The sequence below is a fragment of the Paraburkholderia sp. CNPSo 3281 genome (assembly GCF_024206515.1).
GTDB lineage: Bacteria > Pseudomonadota > Gammaproteobacteria > Burkholderiales > Burkholderiaceae > Paraburkholderia > Paraburkholderia nodosa.
In genome coordinates, this window is the sequence record NZ_JAMBPS010000158.1 from 1 (window position 1) to 1,055 (window position 1,055).

General features: G+C 59.7%; 1 protein-coding gene. It reads left to right on the forward strand.

All coding sequences use genetic code 11. The features are described 5' to 3' along the window. Positions 1-446 precede the first annotated feature (446 nt). Positions 447-1,055, forward strand: a 609-nt coding sequence (locus tag M3I56_RS40640; protein WP_254358680.1) for a reverse transcriptase domain-containing protein, incomplete at its 3' end; no start/stop codon positions are given.

Genomic DNA, 1,055 nt, shown 5'->3' on the forward strand with positions numbered 1-1,055 from the left:
TGTACGCCCGTGATGGCGTGCCATTTGCAGGGTGCAAGTCCCTGCCGGAGTTGGCCACAGCTCCGTAGCTGAAGGTAACTGCGTCGTCGTGAGACGGGGTGGGGAGTAACCGGAGGCGAACTGTCGGTCCGTAGGCTAACGAACCTGTTTCGGCGGAGTATCGCGGCGAGCCTGCACTAAAGTGGCGAAGCCTGGAAGTAACACAGCACGCTGTCGTGGCGGACAAAGCGGTGCGGTGGCATACCACGTGATTGAGGACGGAACGATGGGAAGGTGGCACGAAGCAAGCGGGGAGACCTGCCGGCGAGGTGAACGCTGGCAGGAGTCAGAGTCCCGGTAGTACTGCACACGGAAGCGTTGAACCGTGGAGACCTGCGTCAGAGCAAAAGGCGCACTAGGGAAGCGGGGCAGGAAGGTTGATGGCAGAAGTCCGGAACGAGGCAAAGATGAAGATCGAAGCATCACCAGTGTCGGAAACGACTAAACGAGATGCAGACGCGCTGGGAAGCTGCGTGCAGCGGAAATTCGCGTCAGCCGCAATCTGGACGGACGCTATGTTGGCTGCTCTACGAAACGGAGTTAAAGGAGGTAAATGGCATAGTCTGATCGACAAGGTGTTTCGCCTGGACACGCTCGCGCTGGGATGGGCTCAGGTCAAGAAGAATGCCGGGGCGGCGGGAGTTGACCGCATGAGCGTGAATCGATTCGCGCAAGCGCGAGACCGATACCTCGCTGAACTGGCGGATGCATTGCAGGACGGTAGCTACCGCCCACAGCCGGTGCGGCGCGTCTACATACCGAAAGGTAAAGGACGCCGCCCGCTCGGCATCCCCGCTGTAAAAGACCGCGTAGTTCAAGCGGCCCTAAAGCTGGTGATCGAGCCGATCTTTGAACATGAGTTCGAGCCGAGAAGCTACGGCTTTCGCCCGGGCTTGGGCTGCAAGGATGCGCTGCGCGAGGTAGACCGGCATGTGAAAGCGGGCTACTGCTGGGTGGTCGATGCCGACCTGCAAAGCTATTTCGACTCGATTCCACACTCACCGCTTCTTGCGAGA